21 protein-coding genes are annotated in these 21,274 nt (G+C 28.9%); 13 read left to right on the forward strand and 8 right to left on the reverse strand.

Annotated elements, in window-relative coordinates; genetic code table 11:
• Nucleotides 1-82: 82 nt before the first annotated feature.
• The 4 genes from B3B03_RS01325 to B3B03_RS01340 form a co-directional block, all read right to left on the reverse strand.
• Nucleotides 83-529, reverse strand: a complete 447-nt coding sequence (locus B3B03_RS01325) for a threonine/serine exporter family protein (RefSeq protein ID WP_346876289.1) — start codon at nucleotides 527-529, stop codon at nucleotides 83-85.
• Nucleotides 529-1,311 (reverse strand): threonine/serine exporter family protein, encoded by a 783-nt coding sequence (locus B3B03_RS01330; protein WP_346848719.1) that lies wholly within the window; start codon nucleotides 1,309-1,311, stop codon nucleotides 529-531. The genes B3B03_RS01325 and B3B03_RS01330 overlap by 1 nt, the downstream gene beginning before the upstream one ends.
• Before the next feature lie 235 nt (nucleotides 1,312-1,546).
• A complete protein-coding gene (locus tag B3B03_RS01335) occupies nucleotides 1,547-1,789 on the reverse strand; it encodes a hypothetical protein (protein ID WP_346848720.1) in 243 nt (80 codons plus the stop codon).
• A gap of 325 nt (nucleotides 1,790-2,114) precedes the next feature.
• A complete protein-coding gene (locus B3B03_RS01340; RefSeq protein WP_035134702.1) occupies nucleotides 2,115-2,756 on the reverse strand; it encodes an undecaprenyl diphosphate synthase family protein in 642 nt (213 codons plus the stop codon).
• A 161-nt stretch (nucleotides 2,757-2,917) separates the two neighbouring features.
• On the opposite strand from B3B03_RS01340, the gene B3B03_RS01345 reads away from it, so the two are divergent.
• The 8 genes from B3B03_RS01345 to B3B03_RS01380 all read left to right on the forward strand — a co-directional run bounded on the left by B3B03_RS01345 (nucleotide 2,918) and on the right by B3B03_RS01380 (nucleotide 11,480).
• Nucleotides 2,918-3,595: an ABC transporter ATP-binding protein gene (locus tag B3B03_RS01345; protein ID WP_346848721.1), complete on the forward strand. Its 678-nt coding sequence runs from the start codon at nucleotides 2,918-2,920 to the stop codon at nucleotides 3,593-3,595.
• A complete protein-coding gene (locus B3B03_RS01350; RefSeq protein ID WP_346876290.1) occupies nucleotides 3,595-6,126 on the forward strand; it encodes an ABC transporter permease in 2,532 nt (843 codons plus the stop codon). Before B3B03_RS01345 ends, B3B03_RS01350 begins: the two co-directional genes overlap by 1 nt.
• Before the next feature lie 41 nt (nucleotides 6,127-6,167).
• Nucleotides 6,168-6,863, forward strand: coding sequence for a response regulator transcription factor (locus tag B3B03_RS01355; RefSeq protein WP_346848723.1), 696 nt, complete (start codon nucleotides 6,168-6,170; stop codon nucleotides 6,861-6,863).
• A 3-nt stretch (nucleotides 6,864-6,866) separates the two neighbouring features.
• Nucleotides 6,867-7,886, forward strand: a complete 1,020-nt coding sequence (locus B3B03_RS01360) for a HAMP domain-containing sensor histidine kinase (protein ID WP_346876291.1) — start codon at nucleotides 6,867-6,869, stop codon at nucleotides 7,884-7,886.
• 201 nt (nucleotides 7,887-8,087) lie between these two features.
• Entirely contained in the window at nucleotides 8,088-9,302 is a 1,215-nt protein-coding gene (locus tag B3B03_RS01365; protein ID WP_346848725.1) for a NupC/NupG family nucleoside CNT transporter, read from the forward strand.
• A gap of 363 nt (nucleotides 9,303-9,665) precedes the next feature.
• Entirely contained in the window at nucleotides 9,666-9,977 is a 312-nt protein-coding gene (gene trxA / locus B3B03_RS01370) for a thioredoxin (protein WP_035134706.1), read from the forward strand.
• A 57-nt stretch (nucleotides 9,978-10,034) separates the two neighbouring features.
• The gene (locus B3B03_RS01375; RefSeq protein WP_346848727.1) at nucleotides 10,035-10,898 is read left to right on the forward strand and encodes an NAD(P)/FAD-dependent oxidoreductase; all 864 of its coding nucleotides are present in this window, start codon (nucleotides 10,035-10,037) and stop codon (nucleotides 10,896-10,898) included.
• A 150-nt stretch (nucleotides 10,899-11,048) separates the two neighbouring features.
• A complete protein-coding gene (locus B3B03_RS01380; protein WP_346848728.1) occupies nucleotides 11,049-11,480 on the forward strand; it encodes a MarR family transcriptional regulator in 432 nt (143 codons plus the stop codon).
• A gap of 131 nt (nucleotides 11,481-11,611) precedes the next feature.
• Here B3B03_RS01380 and B3B03_RS01385 read toward each other — a convergent pair whose 3' ends face one another.
• Entirely contained in the window at nucleotides 11,612-12,913 is a 1,302-nt protein-coding gene (locus B3B03_RS01385; protein ID WP_346876292.1) for an alpha-L-fucosidase, read from the reverse strand.
• A 210-nt stretch (nucleotides 12,914-13,123) separates the two neighbouring features.
• On the opposite strand from B3B03_RS01385, the gene B3B03_RS01390 reads away from it, so the two are divergent.
• From B3B03_RS01390 to B3B03_RS01400, 3 genes are all read left to right on the forward strand, one after another.
• Nucleotides 13,124-15,139, forward strand: coding sequence for a penicillin-binding transpeptidase domain-containing protein (locus B3B03_RS01390; protein ID WP_346876293.1), 2,016 nt, complete (start codon nucleotides 13,124-13,126; stop codon nucleotides 15,137-15,139).
• A gap of 31 nt (nucleotides 15,140-15,170) precedes the next feature.
• On the forward strand, nucleotides 15,171-15,629 hold the full coding sequence (locus B3B03_RS01395; protein ID WP_346876294.1) for a GNAT family N-acetyltransferase: 459 nt from the start codon (nucleotides 15,171-15,173) through the stop codon (nucleotides 15,627-15,629).
• A gap of 80 nt (nucleotides 15,630-15,709) precedes the next feature.
• On the forward strand, nucleotides 15,710-16,510 hold the full coding sequence (locus tag B3B03_RS01400; RefSeq protein ID WP_346876295.1) for a MerR family transcriptional regulator: 801 nt from the start codon (nucleotides 15,710-15,712) through the stop codon (nucleotides 16,508-16,510).
• Between the two features lie 71 nt (nucleotides 16,511-16,581).
• On the opposite strand, the gene B3B03_RS01405 is transcribed toward B3B03_RS01400, so the two are convergent.
• The gene (locus tag B3B03_RS01405) at nucleotides 16,582-17,463 is read right to left on the reverse strand and encodes a nitroreductase family protein (RefSeq protein ID WP_346848733.1); all 882 of its coding nucleotides are present in this window, start codon (nucleotides 17,461-17,463) and stop codon (nucleotides 16,582-16,584) included.
• Between the two features lie 174 nt (nucleotides 17,464-17,637).
• Nucleotides 17,638-17,838 carry a thioredoxin family protein gene (locus B3B03_RS01410; protein WP_346876296.1) on the reverse strand — a complete coding sequence of 67 codons (201 nt, stop codon included), beginning with the start codon at nucleotides 17,836-17,838 and terminating at the stop codon, nucleotides 17,638-17,640.
• A gap of 584 nt (nucleotides 17,839-18,422) precedes the next feature.
• Here B3B03_RS01410 and B3B03_RS01415 point away from each other — a divergent pair.
• Complete coding sequence (locus B3B03_RS01415; RefSeq protein ID WP_346876297.1) at nucleotides 18,423-19,739, forward strand: HAD hydrolase family protein; 1,317 nt, start codon at nucleotides 18,423-18,425, stop codon at nucleotides 19,737-19,739.
• Nucleotides 19,740-19,946: 207 nt separating this feature from the next.
• On the opposite strand, the gene B3B03_RS01420 is transcribed toward B3B03_RS01415, so the two are convergent.
• Nucleotides 19,947-20,129, reverse strand: a complete 183-nt coding sequence (locus tag B3B03_RS01420; protein ID WP_150845295.1) for a hypothetical protein — start codon at nucleotides 20,127-20,129, stop codon at nucleotides 19,947-19,949.
• Nucleotides 20,130-20,514: 385 nt separating this feature from the next.
• Between B3B03_RS01420 and B3B03_RS01425 the strand changes: the two genes are divergently transcribed.
• The gene (locus B3B03_RS01425; RefSeq protein ID WP_346876298.1) at nucleotides 20,515-21,234 is read left to right on the forward strand and encodes an accessory gene regulator B family protein; all 720 of its coding nucleotides are present in this window, start codon (nucleotides 20,515-20,517) and stop codon (nucleotides 21,232-21,234) included.
• Nucleotides 21,235-21,274: the final 40 nt, after the last annotated feature.

Consider the following 21,274-nt stretch of genomic DNA (forward strand, 5'->3'; position numbering starts at 1 on the left):
AAGTCTATACACATAAAAGTCCGTTGAAGTAAATAATTAACTTTAACAGACTTTTTTATTTAAAAAATTTTTAGTATGTAATTTATATTTTACTGCGCTTACATTTATAATTGGTTAAATGATAGACAACAATTGAAACCACAATAATTCCAACAGCAATCCCTAAGGAGGTTTTAAGTGTATTAAGAGCATAAAAATCAAATTTTATTTTATTTCCCGCTAAAGCATAACTCATAGAATAGTATAAGCTACCACCAGGTACAAGAGGTACGATAGAGGGCAATAAAAATACAGTTGTAGGTGCTTTATGAATTCTAGCTAAGAGTTCAGAGTATGCTGTACCTAGAATCGAAGCTATCATATTAGATATAAAAATATCATTCCAATAATAAAAAGAAATTAAATAGATACACCAAGTAATAATACCTCCAATAGATGCATAGAGTATTCTTTCCTTTTTTATATTAAATAATAAGGCAAATCCTAGGCTACCTATGTAAGCAGTAATGATTTGAATTAAATACTTCATTATTGCAATATACCTCCTAATATAATCAATGAAATTGCAAAACCACAGGCAATAGCTATGGCAATTAATATGGATTCAGTTAATCGTAATAGGCCAGCTATAATATCGCCACAAAGCATATCACGAACGGAATTTATTAATGGAATTCCGGGAATAAGAAGCATAATATCTCCTATAATAATTTTATCAACATTAGCTCCTATTCCTATTTTAGTAAATAAAATTGCAGCTAGTCCAGTAATAATTGAGCAAACAAAAGTATATATTAATTGATTAATGCTTTCTCTTTTGATAAAAGTATCAATAAAGAATATAAGGATACCAATGATTGCAGCCGCAGTAGCATCTATGAGATTACCACCAAAAAAGATAGAAAATCCACTAGAAGCTAGTATGTACCCTAGGCAGGAACTCCACCTTATACTGGGCTCACTTACTGATAGTTCTTGTATTTTTCCCTTTATTTCATTGAAAGAAGGTTTAGTTTGACATATATATCTAGATAAGGAGTTAAGCTTCTCAAGTTGACTAAGGTCTGTTCCATAGGAGTAAATCCTTCGTGTTTGTGTTAGAGTTTCTTCATCACTAGTTTTTATAGTAGCTATAATTAATGATCTTATTGAGAAAACATCTATACGGTCAATTTCATAAACCTTACAAATACGAATAATTGTATTTTCAACACGATTAGTTTCACCACCAACTCGTAGCATATGTTCACCAATATCTAAGGAAAGGCTTAGTATTTTGGACGCTTCAATTGTGATTTCATTCTCCTTCATAAATGTCTCCTTTAAGTTAGTTTATATTCCCATATTTATAATATTAGAATATAAAGATTATTACAATGAGATAATTCTAATAAGTTCGATTTATGTATTTTAAATACAAATAGATGTTAGTCAGAAATAAAATGTTAAAGAGAAAAATCAAAACACCTGAATAGTATTTTAACTAATCAGGTGTTTCTTTATATTGATTTATGAATTACCACAAGGGTGAAAATTCCTTAAGTTACTACCAGAATAATCCACGTCTACAGCAGTTGTTTCCAAAGCCACCAAAACCGCCACAACCCAATAATACCAACCATATTAGCCATTGGTTATTACCACAATCACAACCAAAATTAGAATTACAATTACGGTTTGTAAATCCTGTACAACAGGAGGTTGGACATCTGTCACAACATGGCTGTATATTACAACAACAGCAGCAATCACATTTGCAATTAGAATGACGTCTTCTATGACTACTCATATATATTACCTCACTTTTTATATTTACTCCTAAGATTATGTTTTGGGAGTATGTAATATAAAAGGAATTTGCAATACACTAATATAAATATATATGATTTATAAAGATGTATCTCACTATTATGATATGAAGATATTGAATTTAAGTTACAGGATAATAATGATTAAAGTTGACATGTGTAAATGATTAAGTTGAAGAGCGAGTTGTTATATATAGAGCGTTTTTTAATTAAAATAGATGAAAATATGTTATTTCTATATTTTCATCTATTTGATTTACTTAATGAATACCACCCATCAGTAGTTATGATTTTATTGAACTCATTTTAACCACCAAGGGTAACATCTTGTTCATTGTACCAGTCTAAAGCATTGTAGAAGTCTGTAGAAGTAAAATCCGGCCAATAGGTGTCTATTACGTAAAAATCAGAATAAACAGACTGAATTGGTAAGAAACCACTAAGTCTTCTTCTACCTCCCCATCTTATTATTAGATCAATTCTAGAAATATCCTCTGAATGTATGTAGGGTAGAATATGTTTATTAGAGGATTTGGATTCTTTTAATAGATTTAAGTCCCACTCCCATCCATAATGGATTAGAAAGTTTACCTTAATACCACCATTACCAAATTTTTTTCTAGTTGTAAAGGGAATTAAAGCCTTAGGAAAAGCACTTGATTCAGTATTTCCAATAACCAAGATTTCACAATCCTCCTTTGTTAAAAGCATGACAGAATCAATACAAGCTTGTATAAAAGCAAGCTTTTGCTCAGAGGGACGTTTGGTATTGTCTATAGTAAAACCGTAAAATGTTAACTCTTTTATATTTTCTTTTTGGCAAAGTTTAAATACTTCAAGACCAGGATTTATGCCATGTTCATATCCTTTATCTTTGGTTAGATTATTAAGTAAAGCCCAGCGTCTGTTGCCGTCAGGAATTATTCCAATATGATTTGGTATTCTCATATGATCTCAATTAACCTCCGTAAAAATTAAAATTATAATACTATGTTTTCCATAAAAATATAAAATAAACATAGATAAAAAATACTATTTTGTAAGAAGGTTGTAAGAAGTTAATGCTAATATACAATATATAGGAAATAATTATTATGGAGTGATTAAATATGAGTATGTTAAGAGCAGATAAACTAATCAAAATTTATGGAGAGGAACCCAATATAGTTAAAGCACTAGATGATGTAAGTATAGATATAAATGAAGGGGAATTCATAGCAATAATAGGCACATCAGGCAGTGGTAAGTCCACGTTGCTTAATATGCTAGGGGGACTAGATAGACCTACTAGTGGTGATGTTTATATATTAGAAAAGAAATTAAGTGATATGAAGGATGAAGAACTTACAATTTTCAGGAGAAGAAATATAGGATTTATATTTCAAAACTATAATCTAGTTCCAATTTTAAATGTTTATGAAAATATAGTTCTCACTATAGAGTTAGATGGAGTAAAGATTGATAAGGAATATGTAGACTCAATTATTGATACGTTGGGTTTAAAAGAAAAACTTACTAATATGCCTAATAACTTATCTGGAGGACAGCAGCAGAGAGTTGCAATTGCAAGGGCATTGGCAACAAAGCCAGCAATAATATTAGCAGATGAACCAACAGGAAATCTTGATAGTAAAACAAGTATGGATGTTATTGGACTTTTAAAGATGACTAGTAATAAGTTTAATCAAACCATGGTTATGATTACCCATAATGAAGAGATTGCACAGCTTGCTGACAGAATTATTAGAATAGAAGATGGTAAGGAAGTAGTAAGAGGTGATAAGTAATGATGTTTGAAAATAACAATAAGGAAGTAGTTAAGAGAATAACTAAGAGATCTCTTAAAACTAATAAAACAAGAAATATATTTGCAATTGCTGCTATAATTTTAACTACCTTTATGATTTCCACAGTTTTTAGTATAGGCATTAGTTTCGCTAAAAACTATAGGGTGCTAAATTTACGTATGCAAGGTACAACGGCTACTACAACTTTAAAAGGAGCAACAAATGACCAATATGAAAAATTAAAGAAACTAGATATATTTAAAAGTTTAGGATATGAAATTAATGTAGGTAGGGTTAAGGCAGATTCTTTAGAGAAGAATAAAACAAAAATAAATATGGAATATCATGATAAAGTAGATTGGGAAAACCAAATAACTCCTTGTATAAGCGATATTGAAGGAGAATATCCTAATGAAGAAAATCAGATCATGGCATCTACAAAAGCATTAGAATTTTTGAATTTAAAAGATGCTAAAATAGGGGACAAAATAAAGGTTTCCTATGAAACAAAGGGTGGGGCAAAAGAGTCGGAATTTTTGTTAAGCGGGTATTATACTAACTATGATATTGTTCAAGATACAGGATATTTAATGGTTTCAGAAGAATTTATAAACAAAAACAATCTATCCTTGGAGAATGATGGAATTGCTCTTATGACTTTAAAGAGTAGTGAAAAGGATAATGCACCGGATATTTTAAGTTCTAAAATTCAGTGTAAACAAGGACAAGAGTTCCAATATAGCTATGATATAAGTGAAGAAGCATCAAGTGCTGCAATTGCAACTGTAATTACAATAATAATAATAGCATTATTTATAGTGCTAAGTGGATACTTACTTATTTACAATGTTATGTATATATCCGTAATCAAGGATATTAATTTTTATGGACTTATGAAAACTATAGGAACATCACCACGACAAATAAAGAAAATCGTTAAGGGGCAAATTTTAAGATTATCTAGAATGGGTATTCCTGTAGGCTTAATACTAGGAGCTATATTTTCTTTTTTTATTGTACCAATAGCTATGGGTGCTCTTAAGAATGGAAGATACAATGAAAGCGCAATGCCAGCTAATATATCCTTTAATCCTCTAATTTTTGTTGGAGCGGCACTATTTGCACTATTAACAGTAATACTAAGTTGTAATAAGCCAGCTAAAGTTGCTAGTAGTATTTCGCCAACGGAAGCTTTAAGATATTCTGGAACAAAGATAAAGAAACAAAAGAAAAGTAGAAAATCAACTAATGGAGGAAAGCTTTATAAAATGGCTTGGTATAACGTTTTCCGTGATAAAAAACGTGCGATAGTTGTATTTCTTTCATTATTCATGGGTATTATAACTTTTCTCAGTATCAACACATTTCTAGATAGCCTTGGGGTAGATAATTTTATAAATAGGTATAATAAAAATGATTTTGAAATTCAAAATATTAATACTGATAAGGAGAAGTTAGATAAACATTTAGTAGATAATATTAAAAGTTTGCAAGGAATTAAAAATGTAGCTATAACAAAAGTAAGTATGGGTGAGTTAGACATGACTAATAACTTCTTTTTACCTTTAATTGAAGAAGAACATATAAAAAGAGGAATATCTCAAGAAGAATTAAACGCATTTTTAAATAAAATTAAAGAAGAACCTAATGTATATTCTAGTTGGATTCTTGGAATAGATGATGAAATTATAGAGAGATACAATGAATATGCTGATTATAAAATAGATATAGAAGAATTTAAAAAAGGGAGCTTGGCTTTAATTCAGCCAAGATTTTATGATGGAAAGGATAAGTCACTTTATACTGAATTAAAAGGTAAAAATTTCAATCTGAAAGATAAAGATACAGGGGTTACTGCTAGATATAAAGCACAAATTATCAGTGATGCTAATGGAGACTTACCTTATGGCTTAGGTGGAGTAGTGGGTGCACCAACAATTTATATTAGTAATTCAGCTATGGAGAAATTAGATAAAGATGCAGTATATTACTTATTACAAATAAATGTTGAGGATGCATATGAATCTGAAATTAAACAAGAATTAAAGACATTAACTAACAATCGTGGTTTATGGTTAGAATCCAAAAGTGATATTAGAGAAGAATTTAGTAGTACATCAATGGTAATGAAGATACTTGGGGGAGGAATTTCTGGTATTCTTATATTAATTGGAATTTTAAACTTTATAAATGTAATGATTACAGGAGTTAATGTTAGACTAAAGGAATTTGCGGTGATGGAAAGCGTGGGTATGACTAAGAAACAAATTAAAAAGATGCTTACTTTTGAAGGAGCATATTATGCAAGTATAACTACTTTATTTATTTTCACTTTGGGAATAGGAATTATATACGGAATAGCAGAGTTAACAAAGAAAATTGCAGATTATGCAGAGTTTGTATTTCCTACAGTGCCACTATTAACTTTAGTAGTATTTATATTTTTAGTATGCTTAATTACACCTGGCGTTGTATTTGAAACATCTTCAAAGAAAAGTGTAATAGAACGTATAAGAGAAACAGAAAATTAATTTTAGGTGGCAGATTTATACAATCTGCCACTTTTGTTATAATGGAAAAAAGAGGTGGTATGATGAGGACAATTCTAATAATTGAAGATGATAAAATTCTTAATAGGGGTGTTACCTTTGCATTAAGAAAAGAGGGATATAATATACTCTCGGCTTATACAAAAGAGGAAGGCAAGAATTTAATTTTAAATAAAGATATTGACTTTTTATTGCTTGATATAAATTTGTCTGATGGCAGTGGACTGAAGCTATGTGATGATATTAGGGGTAGTGCCAACTTTCCTATTGTATTTTTAACTGCCAATGATACAGAGGAGGATATGGTTAAAGGTTTTGAAAGTGGTTGTGATGATTATTTAACAAAGCCCTTTTCCTTGGAAATATTAAAGCATAAAATTAATGCCATATTAAGAAGACAGTCAGCAGAAACTAAAGATACTTTTCAGTATGAAGATTTAAAAGTAGATTTTAATAGAAAATCTGTTTTTGAAAGAAAAAATGAAATTAATTTAACTAGTACTGAATATAAGCTTTTAGAACTACTTGTTAGAAATAAAGGTAAGGTGATGACTAAGGAAATGCTTCTAGAAAAGCTTTGGGATGTTAATGGTAATTTTGTAGATGAAAATACTTTAAGTGTAAATGTAAGACGTATACGCAAGAAAATAGAAAAAGATTCTAAAAACCCTAGGTATATTATTACTGTTTTTGGTATTGGCTATATGTTTGGAGAGTAGCATATGAAAAGTAATTTTTATAAGATGAAAAATATGATTCAAATATTAATTATATTAATTTGTTCAGCATTTACTGCATTTATAACTTTTTCAGTAAAAAATTTAAACGTAACTATTATCTCAACTATTTTTTCAATAATAATTATTTTAGGATTTTATATGTATGAAGGACTATTTAAAAGTTATATGATAGAAATAATTATAAAACTTTCGGATATGTTAGCCATAATGACTGATATGAAGGAAAAAGAAGTGTTTTCTATAGTTGAAGATTCAATTTTCTCAAAGCTTCAATCTCAAACTATTAAGTTAACTAGAATTTTGAAAGCTCAAAATAAGCAAATAGAAGATGATAAGAATGAAATAAAGTCATTAATTTCTGATATAGCGCATCAACTAAAAACACCATTAACAAATTTAAAGATGTATGGTGAGTTTCTTCAATATGATAATTTGACAGAAGAAGAGAGAAGAGATTTTCAAGAAACAATTATGGTTTCTTTAAATGAGCTAAGTTTTTTAGTAGAAAGTATGATTAAAATGTCTAGGTTAGAAAGTGGTGTAATTCAGTTAAAGCCATGTTATGAAAGCTTAAATGAAACTATATTATTAGCAATAGGTCAAATACGCAAAAAGGCACAATTTAAAAATATAATTTTAGAGCTTAATGAAAAGGAAAAAGTTACAATTTTACATGATAGAAACTGGACTATAGAGAGTGTATTTAACATTCTAGAGAATGCAGTAAAGTACACAAAAGAAAACGGAGTAATTAATATTTCTATACAAAGTTATGAAATATTTGCAAGGATAGATATTGAGGATAATGGTATAGGGATTAGTGAAGAAGAACTACCTAAAATATTTAGTAGGTTTTATAGAGGAAAGAATGTTGGCGATGTTGAAGGTATTGGTATAGGACTTTATTTAACAAGGGAAATTATTTCAAAACAAGGTGGATATATTAAAGTAAAATCAAAAAAACAGGGAACTGTATTTTCAATATTCTTACCTATTAAATAAATTAATTATCCCATAAGATAAATTGACATCTTTAATGATTCAACATAAAATAGTTTGCGGAGGAAATGGAGTGTTCTAATGCGAACTATTTTTTAATTTATTTTGTAGGAGGTTAATTATTAAATATTTTTACAAATGAATAGTAGATTATATTGAAGATAACAATATAATAGAAAAATTACAAAGGATAAAGGTGATTCAATGGACATATTAAATAGCATTATAGGTATTATATTTATTTTTATAGTAGCATTCTTACTGTCAAATAATAAAAAGAAAATAAACTGGAGAACTATTATTATAGGATTTTTAATTCAATTGTGTTTTGCAGTTATAGTTTTAAAGTCAGCTGTTGGGAAGAAAGCCTTACAGAAGGTAGCCACAATGGCAACTTCAATTATCGGGTATGCAAATGAAGGAATAAATTTTTTGTTTGGAGCAGCTATACCTACTAATGGAGGAATGGTTTTTGCTTTTCAGGTATTAACTGTTATTATATTTATTTCATCTTTAGTTTCTGTATTATACTACTTTGGGATAATGCAATTTATTGTAAAGATAATAGGTGGGGCTTTAGCAAGACTCCTAGGAACGTCTAAACTTGAAACTTTATCAGCAGCTGCAAATATATTTTTATCGCAAACAGAGTCACCTCTTTTAATAAAACCATATATCAATAAACTGTCTACATCAGAATTATTTACTGTAATGGTTGGAGGTGTAGCTTCAGTTTCAGGTTCTGTTTTAGTTGGGTATTCACTTATGGGGATTCCACTAGAATATCTTATCTCAGCAAGCTTTATGGCTGCTCCAGCAGGACTGATAATGGCTAAAATGATATTTCCAGAAAGTGATGCAAAAGCCTTAGAAGATAAAATTGAATTAGGAAAAGATGGTTCAGTTAACGTGGTAGATGCAGCATCGAAGGGAGCATCAGAAGGGTTAGGTTTAGCGCTAAACATAGGTGCCATGTTACTTGCATTTATTTCTCTTATAGCTTTAGTAAATGGAATAATAGGATTTATTGGTGGACTTATTGGAATAGATGGATTAAGATTAGAAATGATATTTGGATACATATTCTCACCAGTGGTTGCAATTATAGGAGTTCCTTGGAATGAGGCTTTAACGGCTGGAGCTCTTCTAGGACAAAAGATAATTTTAAATGAATTTGTTGCCTTTAGTAAACTAGGACCTATAATAGGTGACCTTTCGCAAAAAACTGCAGCTATAATGACTTTTTCACTATGTGGTTTTGCAAACATATCTTCCATTGCTATTTTAATCGGTGGAATTGGAGGAATGGCACCAAAGAGAAAGCATGAAGTTGCAAAATTAGGATTAAAAGCTGTGGTTGCAGGCACTTTAGCGAACCTTTTAAGTGCAACTATTGCAGGACTTTTAATAGGATTATAAGATTATTAGTCATGTTGTAAATATCACAGAAAAGTTGATATTTTTATCTCATTTTAAGATAATTATATTTTCTTGAAATGAGATATATTTTTATTAGATATTAAAATAGATGTTAAAAACTTCATAATAAAAATATTATTATAATAAATAAAACCTATTTAAGTATGAAATAATATAATTAGAGGGTTTACTATTATTAAATTTTAAAACATAAGATTTCATTATGTAATTATATAAAAATATTTTTAAAATGACTTGACATTTAATATATAAACATGTAAATTAGTATTAACAAATTAAATTGAACAAAATTTAATTTAGATAAATAATATTTTGGTAAATTGATTTTAGGAGGAATAAAAGATGGCAAAGATAGTTAATTCAGCTGAATTTAATAATGAAATAAAAGATGGTGTTGTAGTAGTAGACTTTTTCGCAACATGGTGTGGACCTTGTAAAATGTTAGCTCCAATATTTGAAGAATTATCAACTGAAATGGAAGGCAAGGTTAAATTTATAAAAGTTGATGTGGATCAATGCCCAGACATATCAATGCAATATAGTGTAGCATCCATTCCTACAATAATAGTATTTAAAGATGGAAAAAATGTAAATACTACAGTAGGGTTTGTACCAAAAGAGAGAATAAAAGAAATTGTAGAAGCTTATATATAATAAAAATATAGGAGGTTACTCCTATATTTTTAATCTGTAAATTTGGAGGATAAAGCTATGAGTGAAAGATATGATATTGCAATAGTTGGTAGTGGACCAGCAGGAATATCAGCCGCTTTAAATGCAAAAATAAGAAATAAGAGTTTTATCATATTTGGTAATGATGAACTTTCAAATAAATTAGTAAAAGCTAATGAAATTAATAATTATTTAGGTTTCCATGGTAAAAGTGGTAAAGAGATACAACAAGCCTTTATCAATCACTTAAGAGCTATGGATATAAAAATAACAGAAGAAAAAATAAATAATATATATGCTATGGGAGATTACTTTGCTTTAATGGTAAATGATAAAACCTATGAAGCAACATCAGTAATATTAGCTACAGGAATTCAATATGGTAAACTATTCCATGGTGAAGAAAAACTTCTAGGTAAGGGTGTTGGATATTGCGCTACCTGTGATGCACCACTTTATAGAAATAAAGTAGTTACAATAATAGCCTATAGTAAAAAAGAAGAGGAAGAGGCAAACTTTATTGCTACTTTAGCATCAAAGGTATATTATATTCCTATGTATAAAGAGTTTGTAAATGTTCATTCATCTATAGAAGTAGTAAATGATATACCAGTAGAAATAATTGGTGAAGGTAAAGTGGAAAAGCTAGTTTTAAAGAATAAAGAAATTAATACTGATGGTTTATTTATACTAAGAGATAGCATATCTCCAGGTCAATTAGTTCCGGGATTAAAAATCGTAGACAATCATGTAGAGGTTGATAGGCTAATGCAAACGAACTTAAAAGGTTGTTTCGCAGCAGGAGATATAGTAGGAAGACCTTATCAATATATAAAGTCTGCAGGGGAAGGAAATGTGGCTGCATTATCAGCAGTTTCCTATGTAGATTCAAAGGAAAAGTAAAATAAGAGATATTTGTATGAATTATTTATAATGTTATTCAAATTATTTGTTGTATTGACATATAAATTTTAAAATTGTAAAATAATCTCAAACAATGTGGTTTATTAAGAATTAATTTTAATAAGTCATTCTGTGAAATGGAGAATTTATATGAAGAATTGTGAATGTATTAAACTAGAAAATCAAATATGTTTTTCTCTATATGCAGCATCTAGAGAGGTAATAAAGTTGTATAAATCCATTCTTGATAAGCATAATCTTACTTATACACAATACTTAGCTATGTTAGTGTTATGGGAAGAAGAAAAGATGACAGTTAAGGACATTGGTAAAAGACTACACTTAGACTCAGGTACTTTAACTCCATTATTAAAAAAATTAGAATCTATGGGGATAATTACAAGACATAGAGACGTAAATGATGATAGAGTAGTCATAATAGAGTTAACAGAAGCTGGCTTAAAGCTAAAAAGTGAGATTTTAGATGTGCCAGGAGAAGTATTTTGCAAATTGAATATATCTAATGATGAAGCAAAGGAGCTTAAACGTAATTTAGATAATTTATTACAAAGTTTAGAATAGTGCAGCAAAAGTTTAATAACTATAGTAAATATTCATACAAAGTTAGTTATAGGAAAAATTATGGATAAAAACCTCTTTAGATTTTAACTAAAGGGGTTTTTTCATGAGTTAAGCTTGAACTTTAATAGAGCTTATAGTAGTTCTAACTCTACTACTGTATCTTTTTCATCAGGAAGAATTGCACTAGGCAAGTGTATAAAGGCATCAGCTTCAAATTCTTCTGCCATCCATGGAAACTCTACTTTAATTTCAGAACAGTCTTTAAGCAATCTAGCTTTTTTTATTTTGCCCATTAGATTGTTCAGATTAGTGTGACCGATTCCTCTATCATAAATATGAGCATAAAGTAAATTCCCCTTTTGGGTATATCTTCCCCATTCTGGTTTTGGTAGGTAGCTACCTTTACAACCATAGATACTATCTCCATTATCTGCAAGCCATTCTCCTATTTCTCCTAGAATCACTGCAGATTCTTTGGGAATTTCACCCTTTGCATTAGGTCCTACATTTAAAATCATATTACCATTTTTGCTAACACATTCAACTAAGCTCCTAATTATTTGTTTTGAAGATTTATAATCTTTGTCCATAGAAGCATAGCCCCAATTATTATTGAGCGTAATACAAGCTTCCCAAGGTACAGGATTTCTATTTTCATTAAGTACGCCCCTTGGAGGAATAATTTGTTCTGGTGAGTCAAAGTCACCGGTATAAGTAGAAAGGTTAGCTTTTTTAATACTTTTTTTATCATCTAATCTGTTATCAATAATTATATCAGGTTGATATTTCCTTATCATATCTACTAGTTCAGTAGCTTTCCATTTTTCACCGGTCATATTATCATAAGAAAAGTCAAACCACATTATATCAATTTTACCGTAGCCAGTAACTAATTCCTTAACTTGATTATGAAAATACTTAACATAATTATCGAAGTTATGAATTTTATTTTTAAAGGCTTTGTTATTTCTCATTGGATGGTGCCTATCACCATAGGCTGGATAGTCTTCATGATGCCAATCAAGAAGTGAGTAATAAAGACCAATTTTAATATCTTCTGTTCTGAAAGCATCTATGTATTCTTTAATTAAATCTCTTCCAGCTTTTGTATTAGTAGATTTATAGTCAGTATAAGAACTATCAAATAAGCAAAAACCATCGTGATGTTTAGCAGTCATAACTGCATACTTCATGCCGGCTTTCTTTGCAAGTTTGGCCCATTGTCTAGGGTTATATTTGGTTGGATTAAATTCAGCAAAGTATGGTTTATATTCTTCAACAGTCATCTGTCGGTTAGTCATAATCCATTCACCTGCAGCAGGTATACTATATAATCCCCAGTGTATAAACATTCCAAATCTAGCTTCTTGGAACCATTTAGTTCTTTCTTCACGTTGAAGATAAATTTTGCTTTCATTTTCAATATCTATCATGATTTCACCAATCCTTTCTATTTTAATTATACATTAATATTTTAAAAAATTTGTAAAAGATTCACTTTTATTTTTAAGAAAATTCATTGAATAAAAGTATATATAAACTTACAATAGATGTAGTAGTTTATTTATTGAGTAGAATAGATAAGCTTGTATTTAAACTGTGAAGTACCCAGTAAGAAAATACATTTTATAAGGAGGATAGTAATGAAAAATAATTTAAAGAAACTAAGCTTAATTATTGGAACTATAATTATAGGTATATCTTTATTTACAGGTTGCTCTAAGAAAGATGAAATAAAGGATGCCTTTAACATTTATAAAAATGCTTGGATTAAGCAAGATTTTAAAAGTATGTATAATATGCTTTCAGTGGAATCAAAAGCATATATAAACGAGGAAGAATTTTTAGAAAGATACACTAATATATATAGTGCTATTGTAGCTAGTAATATGGATATTCAAATAGTAGGAGAAAAGGAAAGAGATAAAAAGTCATTAGAAATACCATTTACTATGACTATGGATACAGTGGCAGGAAAGGTAGATATCAAAGATTATAAAGCAACTTTAGTTAAAGAAGAGGATGGGTATAAAGTAAAGTGGAATGAGAGTTTAATATTTCCTCAAATGGAAAAACCAGATGATAAAGTGAGGGTAGAAGATTATTACTCTAAACGTGGAAGTATATTAGATAGAAATGGGAACTTTTTAGCACAAGATGATATAGTAAAGTCTGTAGGAATTCATCCAAGTAAATTTGAAAATAAAAAGTCAGAAAAAATAACAGCTATGGCAACTATATTAGACATAAGTGAGTCATATATAGAAGAACAGCTAGCAGCTAATACTAACCCAGATTATTTTGTACCAATAGTATCTGTACTTCAATCTGATTCTGAAAAGTTAAATAAGCTTTCCACTATTGAAGGAGTTCAAATAAACAATAAAAACTCCAGAGTTTACACCGGAGGAGAAGCTTTTGGAAATCTAATAGGATATGTGGGAGCCATTACAGCAGAAGAAATAGAAAATAATAAAGATAAGGGTTATTCACAAATAAGTCTCCTTGGAAAAGCTGGTCTTGAGAAGGTTTATGAAGATATATTAAGGGGCCAAGATGGTGGAGAAATATACATTGAAAAGGGAGAAGAAAAAATAACTTTAGCTAAAACAGAAGCAAAGAATGGTCAGGATATAAAACTATCAATAGACCCAGAGCTTCAAAGTAAGATATATAGTGAAATGAAAGGTGAGAAGGGAGCATCTACTGCAGTAGACCCTAAAACTGGAGAAGTTTTAGCTATGGTAAGTTCACCTTCCTATGATCCAAATATATTTGTAACATATAAAACAAAATCCTTAAGTGAGCAGTGGAAAAAGCTTGATGGCCAGCAGTTTGACAATAGGTTTAATAATGTATACGCACCAGGCTCTACAATGAAGCTAGTTACAGCGGCTATAGGATTGGATGCAGGCGCACTTAATCCAGGAGAAACTATGGATATTAAGGGATTAGATTGGCAAAATAATTCATCATGGGGTGGATATAAGGTTACGAGAGTAAAAGATCCTGGTAAGGCTATAAACTTAAAAGAAGCTACAAAATACTCGGATAATATTTATTTTGCAAGAGTAGCATTGAATATAGGAGCAGATGCCTTTATAAGTGGAGCTAAAAACTTTGGTATTGGAGAAGAGATAACTTTTGATTTCCCAATGGAAACTTCTCAAATTAGTAATGATAATACTTTAAGTGAAGAAATACTTCTTGCTGACACAGGATATGGTCAAGGTGAGGTGCTTATGTCACCATTAGATATTGCATTATCATATAGTGCATTAGGAAACAATGGAGATATAATGCAGCCAAGACTTAACATTGGAAAAAATCCAGAAGCAAAAGTATTGAAAAATGCTATAAAGGCAGAAAAAGTACCAGCTTTAGTAGATGCTTTCTCAGCTGTAATAAATGATGCAGATGGAACAGCTACCACTGCAAAAGTAAATGGATTTAATATAGCTGGTAAAACTGGAACTTCAGAGATAAAGAAAGATCAAAAAGATGAATCGGGTAAAGAAAATGGATGGTTTGTAGCTGTAAACACAGATGATTCTAAAATTGCCATATCTATGATAATAGAAGATGTAAAGGGTAGAGGCGGTAGTGGAATACCAACAGCTATGGTTAAAAATGTTATGGAGTTTTATTTGAAAAAATAGATATTTATTATAGTTAAAGAGGGTGTCTAAAATGCTAAATATTGAAATTATTTCAGGCTCAAAGGAACTATTAGAATATGTAAGTCCACTGTGGGATAAGCTTAATAATCATCATAAAAATAAATCTATAAATTTTAAAGAAAAATATGAGAAGCTCTCATTTAAGGAAAGAAGTAATGGATTCCTTATTTACAAGAAGGACAATATAAATATTAATCTAGTTAGGGACAAAGATAAAAAAATATATGTGGGATATTGTATTTCTACAATAAATAGTGGTCTTGTAGGAGAAGTTAGTTCTTTATATATAGAGCCTGAATATAGGACGTATGGGATTGGTGATGAACTTATTAAAAGAGCCATTAAATGGCTAGATGATAACAAGGTTAATAAAAAAATAATTGGAGTAGCTGTAGGAAATGAGGATGTACTTAAGTTTTATGAGAGGCTTGGATTCCGGAGTAGAACTATTATTTTAGAGCAGTGTTAACAATGGGAGGCAGTAATATGTCTCCTATTTTCTTATAAGGTTATAATTTAATTTTATTTAATATATGAGGTGAAAACGAAGTGAAATTTAGTATAGGTGAAATGGCTAAACTACATAATATAAACATACAAACTTTAAGATACTACCATAATATTGGATTATTAGTTCCTGTAGAAGTAGATTCTAAGTCAGGTTATCGATATTATGATAGTACTTCTAGTCAGAGATTGTGGAAAATAAAAGCATTACAGTCTACGGGATTATCTCTTAGTGAAATTATGAAGGTTTTAAGTGGAGATATATGTGAAACAGAAAAATTGTTTAATAATTTGAAAAATGTAATTGATGAAAACATAGAGAACTTAAAAAAAGTTTCTTGTTATGTAGAAGAGCAATTAAAAAATATAAATGATTTAAGGGAAGGAAATTATTCTACAGAGCCGAGAATTATGGTATTAGAAAGAAGGGAAGGATATTTAATAGACGTAAATGAAAATAGCACTATAGATAATGTAATAAGGTCTTTGGTAAGTTTTGATAGAAATTGTAGTATTAGTGTAGAAGTTATGTTTAAGCCGTCAAGGTTAATAAATATTAATGATAAAGGAGAAACTCATCTTAAAAGTTATCTGGCTCTTAGCAAAGAAGAAAAGCTAAATGATTCTAAGAATAAATACACATTAAAAGAAGGGGTTTATGGAGTCATTGACCATATAGGTAGTCGGGACAGTTTAAAAGAAAGTTATGATAGCTTATTAAAATATATAAAATCTTCTAAAATGGAATTACAAGGAATCGGTATAGAAGAATTAATTATAGGGCCAAACATATCTGATAATAATGAAGAATGGGTGAGACAGATTCAGCTATTATTGAAATAGTAATTATCGTGAAATATTTAAAGGATATAATTGGTAGTTTATTGACTAATTATATCCTTTAATTTTAAAATTTATTTGTCACCAGTAGGAAAGTCCTCTCCCATAATCCATGTAAATCCATATGCCTTAAGAGCTTCTATAAAATTCTTATTTCCTATACAAGACCAATTTGCTTTATAGTGAAGACCAAAGTATCTTTGGGCCATATTAATATAACCTTGCTGTTCTATAGATGTAATAATCTTATTACTGTAATCTTCGCCACCTATATCTAAAGTCACTTCTTTCATTGATGCCATATTAGTTGGACTAAGGGGAAATTTTTTAGAATTGTATTTTTCATTTTGTAGTTTTACTAAAGTGTCTATAGTTAAGTCTTTATAGCTTTCCTCATGAACTATGGCTTCTATGCCTAACTTTGGAGCAGGAATTAAAGGTTGATTTGGATATCCAATACTTAAAAGAACTACAGGGAATACGCCTTCTGGAATATTAAATATAGATTTTAATTCCATAAAACAACTTTCTACTGTGCCTATATATACAGAGCCTAAACCTATAGAATCAGCAGCAGTACAAATATTTTGAGCACATATTATTGTATCTTGAAGAGCAATCCAAAAATGTCTATAACTCTTGGTAGCTACAAAAGGAGCATCAGAGGCTTCACACCAACGTTGAATTCTTCTCCAGTCAATACAGAATAGAAGATTAACAGGTGCATTTTTAACTAGTGATTGCATATCGCATTCATTAACTAAACGTTCCTTAGTATTATCATCAGTTATCTTTATTATAGAGTAAGGTTGAAGATTTCCTCCAGTAGCAGCATGTAAGCCGCAAGATATAATCTCATTCAATAGTTCATCAGGAATTTTCTTGTCTAGAAAGCTTCGGCAACTTGCACGTTCACATAATAATTTGATAGTATCATTTAAATATTCTTTATTCATAAAATCATCTCCTAAATTCAATATTTTATATTTCAAAGGTTAAACCCTATAGGGACTATAGAGTCAAGGAAGTTTATACAAATATAAAATAATTTTAATAATTATTTTAAGTGAAGATATAAAAAATACCTTTTAGTTATTATATAAATTACTAAAAGGTTGAAAAGGATATTATTAAAATATTAAACTATAATATCTATTTATATTTTTATCTAACTCATTCATGACAATGAATCTAGATTCTCTTAGGGTTTCTTTTCCTTGAGTAAAAAGTAAAATTGTAGGTGCTGTAAAAACTGAAAATTCTGCACACAAGGAAGGAAATTCATCAATACTAATTTTTATAGATTTAACCTTAGGATAATTAGTAAGCAAGTCATCTACTTTACAAAGCAGGTCATCATTTCCTCAAAAACATTTTCCAGTAAAGAAGCATAAAAGTAAATCCGTAGTATCAATTAGTTTTAAAAGGTCTTCTTTAGAATTTAAGCTATTCATTTATGAACCTCCTATTAAGTTTATATATTTATATTATCTTATAAGATATAACTTTATTCATTATAAAAGTCAAATCAAAACTTAGATAAATACGTCATTTAAATATCTTATTAATAAGTAGAAAGACACCAATTCCCAGACAAAGAAATATAATCATAATAATTATAGGTATGAGTTTAAAAAATTCAAGCATGAGTTTCTCCCCCTTAAAATCCTATATTTATACTTATTTTATAAAGGTAATGACAACAAATTCCATATAATTGGAATAATTATATATGGAAAACATGATGAATGTCAATATTAATTATGTATGTAAACTTCAGAATAACTAAAATTCATTAGATTTTAAAGAATATTTGAATATTTATATGTAAAATTAGAATACGTTTAAATATAAAAAGTTATAAATACTCATGATATAATGTATTATAAATTATTAGTTAAAGAAGGGGATTTTAATGCCAAGGATAGGAATGAGGATTATAAAATCAGCAGTGGCAGTCTTTATATGTTTTTTAATATATTTAGTAAGAGGCACAGGAATGCCATTCTATTCAGCAATAGCGGCAATTTTATGCATGCAACAAGGTGTGGAGAGTACTAAGCAGGTTGGTTTAAATCGTACCATTGGGACTTTAATTGGAGGTGCCTTTGGAGTGATAGTGTTATTATTAGAAAGAAGATTTATACCTGAATCTATGCCACAACTAAGATATCTATTAACATCTGTAGCTATCATACCTTTAATATATACTACTATATTACTTGAAAGACAAACAGCATCCTATATTAGTTGTGTAGTATTTTTAAGTGTGGCTATAAATCATGGAGATGATGTAGTTCCTTATGCATTTACTATTAATAGGATTATAGACACTTTAATTGGGATTTTTGTAGCGTTAGGGGTCAATGCTATGAGGTTACCTAAGAAGAGAAATACCAAAATTTTGTTTGTAAGTACACTAACGAATACTTTAATGGATTCTAAAAATCAAGTTAGTGCTTATACTAAGGTAAAACTAAAGGAAATGATAGAAGAAGGAGCACTAGTGACATTAGTAATAGATAAAACTCCAGAAACTGTAGCACCTATAGTTAGTAGTATGGATATTAAGTTACCAGTAATTACAATGAATGGAGCAGCAATATATGATTTTAATAAGAAAAGCTATGTTTACCATGAAGGAATAAATAATGAAATAGCTGAACGAATCTTAAATATATGTGATGAGTTATCTATAAATACCTTTACTCATACTATAATTAATAATGTGATGCACATTTATTATGGTAATTTTACTAATGAAGAAGAAAAGAGATTTTATAATTTAGAGAAAGTACTTCCATTGAAAAATTATATATATAGTAAACTACCACAAGGGCTAGACGTAATTTGCATCATGGTTATTAACAAGATAGATAAAATAGAAATACTACATAATAGGCTTAAAGGATGTAGGGATTATAAAAACATCAAGGTTATATATGAAAGATATAACGAAGATTACTATATTTTAAAAGTGTATAGTGGTAAAACATCTAGAGGAAGCGCTTTGATAAAGTTAAGAGAGATGATTAAAAGTGAGAAAGTAGTTGTATTTGCTGGTGTAGAACAGGATAGTTCTATGCTTGAAGTAGCAGATGAAGGATATGTAGTAGAAAATGCATCTATTACAGTTAAAGAAAATAATTCACAAATCATAGGAGATAATGAAAGTGATTCTGTAGTAAAGACTATTAAAAAAATATTTTATTCAAAAGTAATTAATTATTAAACTAATATATTAAATTTAAAGCTTCATTATTTTTATTTATCAACAAAAGGAAAACACGGTAAAGTGCTAAAAGATTAGAAACTTTACTGTGTTTTCTTTTTTATATAGGGGACATTGACTTTACACTTTATAGTCACAATTACAATTAAATTGGTTAATTACATATATTAAGTTAAACTATTGAATATAATCTATTATAATAATAACCTAATTATTACTATGAATTTTACGCAAGTTACATATAAGGAGTAGTAATACACAAATACCTAAAAATGCAATGGTAGTAGGGTCAGATGTCTTTATTAATCTAGGTACTGAAAATAAGAAAATCAATATAGCTATAATAGAAGCTATCAAATCTAATTTTAAATCTTTTCTGATAGATTTCATCAGAAGCACCTCACAATAAAAGATTCTAAATATAAATATAAATATAAGTTTAGTATAAAATGAATATAGAGGTGCTTTATATATATTAATGAAAGGAATTTGAGATTATTATTTCTATTAATATTTTACTGGTGTTGTAATTAAACCACCTCTATATAAGTGTGTTATTCATGTATGATTATAGCTTAAAATAATCTTGTAGTGTGGTTTTTGGAACGAAAGGTTAAATATCGAACATGTAAGTTAAGAATTAATGTAAAATAAAGTTTAAGTGTGAAAAATAAGGAATTTTAGGTATGAAATAAGTAATTTCATGAAAATTCAAAATAAAACATATAGCAATGGTGTATAATTTTGTTAAAACTTGAAATTAAGAAGGGATTTTATGATTAGTATTTTAGTAAAAAAAATTGTGAATTTTATTGCTACAGAATCTAATATAGAAGATATATATTATCTTGATAGAATTAGATATGGGGTAGAGATTTTTATAAGTGAAGGGATCAAATTCTTTATAATACTTTTAATATCTATTATGCTTAAAAGATTACCTGAATTTTTCATAATTACAGTATTAATTTTAGGGGTTAGAACTAAACTTGGAGGTGGGCATTGTAAAAGCTTTGCAAGATGCTTTATAAAGACTACAGGAATATATTTAAGTATGTATTTTTTATCTTCTATAATAATAATACCAAGATTCATAAGAGTTTTAATATTAGTATCTGTTATAGCTACAATTTTTACTGCTAAATATAGAACTAAGATTAAAGCAATAGAAGATCCTAAGGTAATTTTAAAATTAAAATTAAAGACAAGCTTCATATATTTATTTACATATACTTTAGTAAGAGTAGTAAATGATTCTGTGTACATAAATCTTGTATTATTATTTGGAACATATATGATTTATGAATATTATATGAATAACAGGGGGAAATCTGTAATGAAAAATTTAATGAAAAAATTCGACTTAAGAAAACTTATGAGTGGTGTATTAACTAATGCTAGTATAGGAGTAGGAGAAGCAGCACTGAAATCTTCTTCTATATTCTTTTGGGGAGAAGTTGAATTACCATTAGAATTAAGAGAAAAAAGAAAGTAATAATTATCTAAAATGTGCTATAATTGTTAGGGGTGATGAA

The organism is Clostridium sp. UBA5712 (assembly GCF_002419845.1).
Taxonomy (GTDB): domain Bacteria; phylum Bacillota; class Clostridia; order Clostridiales; family Clostridiaceae; genus Clostridium_J; species Clostridium_J sulfidigenes.